Origin of the sequence: Streptomyces sp. NPDC012825, assembly GCF_042900925.1 — a bacterium.
In the GTDB taxonomy this organism is placed as follows: Bacteria; Actinomycetota; Actinomycetes; order Streptomycetales; family Streptomycetaceae; genus Streptomyces.
In genome coordinates, this window is the sequence record NZ_JBIBBZ010000013.1 from 37,140 (window position 1) to 44,086 (window position 6,947).

Below are 6,947 nucleotides of genomic sequence, written 5' to 3' on the forward strand. Positions count from 1 at the left end.
TCGGGCAGGGCGGGTCCATCCCCGCAGGCGCGGAGAGCAGCACGTCGCGATCATGCCCACGCTCACCACGTCGGGTCATCCCCGCAGGCGCGGGGAGCAGGCCGCCGTCATCGTCGCCCTGACCGGGCTCGCGGGTCCATCCCCGCGGGCGCGGGGAGCAGCGCCTGGTACAGGATCGGCCCGGTCAGGGGCCGGGTCCATCCCCGCGGGCGCGGGGAGCAGGCCTGGCACTGCGGGCAGTCCGCAGGCCGGGGGGGTCCATCCCCGCGGGCGCGGGGAGCAGTACTCCTGGAAGGTCTCCAGGAGGTCTTCCGCAGGTCCATCCCCGCGGGCGCGGGGAGCAGTGAGTCCCGACCTTGCGGTCGGTTCCCAGAACGGGTCCATCCCCGCGGGCGCGGGGAGCAGAAGGAGCCCGTGCACGTGCCCCAGCGGATCGGGGGTCCATCCCCGCAAGCACGGGGAGCAGTACTTCGCGTGTTCCTTGCCGATGCCCAGGTGGGGTCTATCCCCGCGGGCGCGGGGAACAGATAGCCACACTCGCTGCGACATCCCACAGATGGGGTCCATCCCCGCGAGCGCGGGGAGCAGAGACTCAGAGCCGATGGTGCTGTCCACCGGGCGGGGCCATCCCCGCGGGCGCGGGGAGCAGTCGGCCCTCACTCCACGCATGCGCAAGATCAAGGGTCCATTCCCGCGAACGCGGGGAACAGGCGAGCGGATCGGCGCGTGCCTCTCCATGCTGGGGTCCATCCCTGCGAGCGCGGGGAGCAGTCCGGGTTGCGTACGCCCTGCACTCCGTCGTCGGGGCCATCCCTGCGAGCGCGGGAAGCAGCACGACTACACCCCGGAAAACGTCCCGTACCCAGGTCCATCCCCGCGGGCGCGGGGAGCAGATGAGGCCGACCGACGGCGTGCCGTTCTTCGCGGGTTCATCCCCGCAGGCGCGGGGAGCAGAGCAGTCGGCGCGTGCCGGGCTCAACGTCGTCGGGCCCATCCCCGCAGGCGCGGGGAATAGCCTCAGGGCACCCCGGACGCGTGCGGCCTGGAGGGTCCATCCCCGCGGGCGCGGGGAGCAGAGGGCAGCTCTCTGCGGTGCAGGGGGCCCAAGCGGGTCCATCCCCGCAGGCGCGGGAGCAGCCGACTACGGTCGGCGTGGCGGCCCGAGCCGGGGGTCCATCCCCGCGGGCGCGGGGAGCAGCCCAAGCCGCGTCAGGCCGCCCCGACCACCCCGGGTCCATCCCCGCGGGCGCGGGGAGAGTTGGACTCCTCGACGAACAACGCCGTGTAGTCGGGTTCATCCCCGCAGGCGCAGGGAGCAGGGCTTCGTCCAAGAGGATCATCCACTCCATGGTGAGTCGATCCCCGCGGGCGCGGGGAGTAGATCGTGGGGTCCTCGACCTGGAACGCTGGGTCGGGTCTATCCCCGCAGGCGCGGGGAGCAGGCCTTGGCCAGCACCTGCCAGCCGGCCGGGTCGGGTCCATCCCCGCGTGTGCGGGGAGCAGATCCCGACGCCAGCGGCCGGGCCGGCGGTGCCGGGTCCATCCCCGCGTGTGCGGGGAGCAGCTGGTGCGTGCCTTCGCAGGGTACGTGGGTGCGGGTCCATCCCCGCGGGCGCGGGGAGCAGCGCTGGATCCGCGACCCCCACCCGACAGATCCGGGTCCATCCCCGCGAGCGCGGGGAGCAGCCTGACGGGGCGGCGACCAGGCAGACGGTGGCGGGTCCATCCCCGCTGGCGCGGGGAGCAGTGGGTGTAGGCGGCGTGGGTAATCAAGGCGGTGGGTCCATCCCCGCGGGCGCGGGGAGCAGGTCAACACGCCCTTGCGGGATGCCTCCGGACGGGGTCCATCCCCGCGGGTGCGGGGAGCAGGCCTCGATCGGCTGGTGGTGGCGGTGACGGAGGGGTCCATCCCCGCGGGCGCGGGGAGCAGCGGGGAGCCGCTGGCGAGCCAATCCCTCACACGGGTCCATCCCCGCGGGCGCGGGGAGCAGGCCGGGGATCTTGTTCGCCCCGTAGATCAGCCAGGGTCCATCCCCGCGGGCGCGGGGAGCAGTGGCTGTAGTCCAGGACTACGGCCGGGGTCTGGGGTCCATCCCCGCGGGCGCGGGGAGCAGCCCGCCCCGGCGCCGGGCCCGTTGGGTGCGTTGGGTCCATCCCCGCGGGCGCGGGGAGCAGACCGTCACGGGCCCGGTCCACAAACCGCCGTCGGGTCCATCCCCGCGGGCGCGGGGAGCAGCCGCCCTGCACGGCAGTCACCGACCGGGACAGGGGTCCATCCCCGCGGGCGCGGGGAGCAGCACCCGACGACACCGGGCGTGCCTGACGACACGGGTCCATCCCCGCGGGCGCGGGGAGCAGGCGGCTTGTTCGAGCATCACGTTTCCCCCTCCGGGTCCATCCCCGCGGGCGCGGGGAGCAGGAACGCCTCGGGTCCTTCCACTCGAAACACACGGGTCCATCCCCGCGGGCGCGGGGAGCAGAGGTCGTGCTGGGTGATGTAGTCGGCCATGGCGGGTCCATCCCCGCGGGCGCGGGGAGCAGCAGGCCCGCCTCCACGCCGCCCAACTCGACGGGGGGTCCATCCCCGCGGGCGCGGGGAGCAGACCTCGCGATCCTGGAGGCGACGGTCAGGAGAGGGTCCATCCCCGCGGGCGCGGGGAGCAGCTGCATATAAGTAGCCATTTCAAGTACCGAGGGGGTCCATCCCCGCGGGCGCGGGGAGCAGATCGACACCGAGCGCGGTCGCCAGCTCGCCAAGGGTCCATCCCCGCGGGCGCGGGGAGCAGGACCGCCCCTGCGCAAGCGCGCTGATCTGCGCGGGTCCATCCCCGCGGGCGCGGGGAGCAGTCCCTCACGAGCACGGTGCCCGCGACGATTTCGGGTCCATCCCCGCGGGCGCGGGGAGCAGGTCGGGGCGATCAGGTCCGGATAGACCTTGTGGGGTCCATCCCCGCGGGCGCGGGGAGCAGTCCTGAAGCTCGCCGCCGCTTACGGCCTCGACGGGTCCATCCCCGCGGGCGCGGGGAGCAGGAAGGTGTCACGGTTGAGGCATTCGGCGAGGAGGGTCCATCCCCGCGGGCGCGGGGAGCAGAGCCTGACCACCGTCGGCATGATGGTGGGCGCGGGTCCATCCCCGCGGGCGCGGGGAGCAGTCTTCCTGACCTGCAGTTCTACCCCACCAACAGTCCCCTCAGAACTACTTTCACCGAAACGCACAAATCACCCAATACGCATTCCATCACCCAGCAAATGGCAGACCACCCCATGCCGGTAAGGGCAAGGTTCCAGTCGAATCCCGCTTCCGGTCAGGGGCCCCTGACCTCCTCCACGGAGACATCGGCCGGGCAGGCAGGGCGTGGGCGGGGCCGGCGCAGAGGCCGGAGCGGACGTGGAACGGGCGGGGCAACCCGGTCCATGCGGTGGCACTGGGCCCATCCCCGCGTGCGCGGGGAGCAGTGGAACATGAACAGGTTGTTGATCAGGGCCGGGGATCCATCCCCGCGGGCACGGGGAGCAGGCCTCGACCCAGGCCTCGGCCTCGGAGCCCGAGGGGCCATCCCCGCAGGCGCGGGGAGCAGCTCACCTACCTCGGGCGCGGGGAGAACGTGCAGGGTCCATCCCCGCGGGCGCGGGGAGCAGCGTATTTCCGGGAGGCAGCTCTACGACTACCAGGGTCTATCCCCGCGAGCGCGGGGAACAGTCCTCCTTCGGACACGCGATCATGCCCGGCCTGGGTCCATCCCCGTGTGCGCGGGGAGCAGGCGCCCCCCTAACGTGTCGTCTGACGCCTATCAGCACCACGTAGCGAACTCTTCCTACTTCACTCTGGACCTTCATCCGGCCCCCGGTATCTACCGGGGGCCTCGTCGTGCTGCCCGGAGGACTGCCGTGCCTACGTTCGAGACCACCACCCGCGTCACCACCGACTTCGACCGCCTTATCCCCGTACAGCGCCATCGCTTCCGCCGCGCCGTCCTCGAGACCTTCGTCCCCGACCTGCGCACCGGACGCGTCTTCCACCCCGGCCTCCGTATCAAGGGCGTCTGCTCCGCCCCGGGCGTCTACGAGCGGGTCTGTCAATCAAACGGTGTAATGAGGGTGGTTGGGGTTACTGACGGGCTGCGGAGAGCCGGCCGTCGAAGGTGATGTCGAAGGTGTTCAGGGCGATCTTCCAGTGCAGGGTCCAGCGGGTCTGTCCCTTGCCGGTCGGGTCGAGCGACATGATGGCCATGTAGACGCACTTCAACGCGGCCTGCTCGTTGGGGAAGTGTCCGCGGGCCTTGACCGCCCGCCGGATCCTGGCGTTCACGGACTCGATCGCGTTGGTGGTGCAGACGATGCGGCAAGCCTCGGTGTCGAACCGCAGGAACGGGGTGAACTCTTCCCAGGCGTTCTTCCCAGAGCCTGACAATCGCGGGATACTTCCGGCCCTACGTGTCGGCGAACCCGGTGAACCGTTCGAGTGCGGCCTCCTCGGTCGGCGCCGTGTAGACCGGTTTGGGGAGCTTGGCGATCTTGTCCCAGTCCTGGCGGGCGGCATAGCGGAAGGAGTTCCGCAGCAGCTGGACCACGCAGGTCTGCACGATCGTCCTTGGCCAGGCGGCCTCGACCGCGTCGAGCAGGCCCTTCAGGCCGTCGCAGACGGGCATGAGGACGTCGCCCGCACCGCAGTTTTGATCTCGGTGAGGATGTGCATCCAGCGCTTGGCGCCCTCGCCACCGTATCCGGCCCACAGCCCCGGAATCTCGCGCCGGCCTTCGACGGTGACGGCCAGGGCCAGGTAGATCGGCCGGTTGGCGACGGCGCCGTCGCGGATTTTCACATGGATCGCGTCGATGAACACGACCGGATAAACCGCCCCGGGTCGGGGGCCGGTTCTGCCACTCGGCCATGCCATCGAGGACCCTGTCGGTGATCGTGGAGATCGCCTGGCGCGAGACATCGGCCCATAGACCTCGGCGAGGTGGGCCTGGACCTCGCCGATGGTCAGGCCCTTGGCGGACAGCGAGATGACCCTCTCATCCACCCCGGTCAGGCGCTTCTGCCGCTTCTTGACGATCTTCGGCTCGAACGAGCCGTCGCGGTTGCGGGGCACGGATATCTCCACCGGCCCGACATCGGTCAGCACGGTCTTGACGTGGGTGCCGTTGCGGGAGTTACCGCCGTTCTTCCCTGCCAGGCCATGCTTGTCATAGCCGAGGTGGTCGGTGATCTCGCCCTCTAGGGCGGACTCCAGCAGCCGCTCGTCAGCTACTGCAGCAGCCCGCCTTCGCCAGTCAGCTGCAGTCCCTTGGCATGAGCCAGGGACACCAGCTCGTCGATCAGCCGGTCGTCCACCACCCTCGCCGGCTGAGGCTTTACCGCCTTGCTGATCTCGGTCTCGGCCACGTTCTCACTGGTCATCGGTGCATCCTCCATGATCGCGAGTACACCGAACGATTTGCAGTCCCTGCTAGTACGACAGCCGGTGACCGCTGGGTAGGGACTTGGGATCATGGCCGGATACTTCCGATGTCCCGTGCCTCTTGAGTATGCAAAAAGGCGTACTTGACAGAACAAATTTACGAAAGACCACGTGGTAGGCGCGCTGTACTCACGAGTCACTTGGCGCATGGCTGGTTACTGCAGCCAAATAATCAAGCCTCATTTACAGGGACCGTTGTGCGTACCGTCCTGGTTGCTGTTGGCTATGCCTCAAGACGGACGACTGGTGATCTACGAGAGGAGTTCCTGGGCATGGCGAAGATCAAAATAAACCCTGCTCGGTACAGCCAGTTCGGTTCGGCGGAGGGGAGCATCTTCTGTCTGGTGACGAACCGCGAGCTCGAGAACGAGCTGGAAATCGTCAAAGAAGCCCCATACGCCGAGTATCGAACGGTATTCATCGGTGCGGGTGATGACTTCGAGGCCATGCTCGCCGACGGAACGATTCCTCAGCGGTCTCACTCCTTGGTCATTTCGCCCTACCGGTTCTTCGAGTCTCCCTCCGAAGAAGTTCTCGGCCAGAACCGCAAGCTGATGGGGATGGCCTGCAACTCGACGCCGGCCGATCTCGACATCATCCGGCACTTCATCGGTGTCATCGAGAACACCTCTGCCAAGGAGCAGGGTGAGTTCAGCGACCGGTTCTTCGAGCTTGCCGAGTCCACGGATAACCTGCTCTACATAGATGAGCGCCACGGCACGCGAGCCGTACTCGATCACCTCGCGGACGGCCTGATCTGGAATCAGCAGGCGGGCCCCCTCGAATGGGGTGAGCAGCAGATCGTTCCCTCCGGGGAAATCAGTGTCCTGCCGATGCAAATCGTTGAGTTCGACGAGAAGCTGCACCTTCCGCTCGAAGGCAGCATCGCGCTCCGCGGATTCCCCATCCTGCACAGCGGTACGCCCTCGTTCACCCGCAAAGACCAGAGCCGTCTCGCCGGGAAGCTCGCTGGACTCGAGCACGAAGCAGTGGTCTGCGACATCACCAAGGGAACAATCACCTCGCTGCGGCCCTTCCGTAAGGAAGGAGCCGAGGTCGCCAAGGTCTTCGATGCCATGTTCGAAATAGACTCCCGCTACACGCTGGTCTGGGAGATCGGACATGCCCTCAACACGAGCCTGGACATTCTTCCGGGCAATCACGCCATGAACGAGGTGTACGGGGGTGAAAGGGGCTGCCTCCACTGGGGGCTGGGCCTGACACCCTTCACTCAGTACCACCTCGACATCATCTCGCCGGATACCACCGTCTACACCGAAAGCGGTGACGTGGTTCTGGGCGAAAAAGGCGGCGCTCCGAGCGTCCGCATGGCCGCTGTCCGCTGACCGGCCACGAGTGGATCGGACGAGCGCGAAATCCAATACGAAGGGTAGGTGAATGTCATGAAGAAGACCATCAAGGTCCGCAAGAACAGCAACTACCTCGGCACCCTCCTGGGCTGAGGCAGAACTGCCCACGCCGG

At 68.4% G+C, this 6,947-nt stretch carries 3 protein-coding genes, 1 pseudogene and 1 CRISPR repeat array (1 of these 5 only partly in view); of the genes and pseudogenes, 1 reads left to right on the top strand and 3 read right to left on the bottom strand.

Features of this window, described 5'->3' with window-relative positions; genetic code table 11:
* Positions 1–3,152: direct repeats of the CRISPR family, unit length 29 nt; unit sequence GGGTCCATCCCCGCGGGCGCGGGGAGCAG; it begins 1,335 nt to the left of the window's first position.
* 956 nt (positions 3,153–4,108) lie between these two features.
* From ACFY7E_RS23965 to ACFY7E_RS23975, 3 genes and pseudogenes are all read right to left on the bottom strand, one after another.
* On the bottom strand, positions 4,109–4,411 hold the full coding sequence (locus tag ACFY7E_RS23965) for a transposase (RefSeq protein ID WP_389487982.1): 303 nt from the start codon (positions 4,409–4,411) through the stop codon (positions 4,109–4,111).
* Between the two features lie 19 nt (positions 4,412–4,430).
* Positions 4,431–5,239, bottom strand: a pseudogene (locus ACFY7E_RS23970) (IS256 family transposase).
* An 11-nt stretch (positions 5,240–5,250) separates the two neighbouring features.
* A complete protein-coding gene (locus tag ACFY7E_RS23975; protein WP_389487984.1) occupies positions 5,251–5,403 on the bottom strand; it encodes a hypothetical protein in 153 nt (50 codons plus the stop codon).
* A gap of 333 nt (positions 5,404–5,736) precedes the next feature.
* Between ACFY7E_RS23975 and ACFY7E_RS23980 the strand changes: the two genes are divergently transcribed.
* On the top strand, positions 5,737–6,810 hold the full coding sequence (locus ACFY7E_RS23980) for a hypothetical protein (RefSeq protein ID WP_389487986.1): 1,074 nt from the start codon (positions 5,737–5,739) through the stop codon (positions 6,808–6,810).
* Positions 6,811–6,947: the final 137 nt, after the last annotated feature.

Excerpts from the sequence above, each read along its gene's own strand:
- ACFY7E_RS23980 (WP_389487986.1), top strand. The coding sequence starts at position 5,737 with ATGGCGAAGATCAAAATAAACCCTGCTCGGTACAGCCAGTTCGGTTCG.
- ACFY7E_RS23975 (WP_389487984.1), bottom strand. The coding sequence starts at position 5,403 with ATGACCAGTGAGAACGTGGCCGAGACCGAGATCAGCAAGGCGGTAAAG.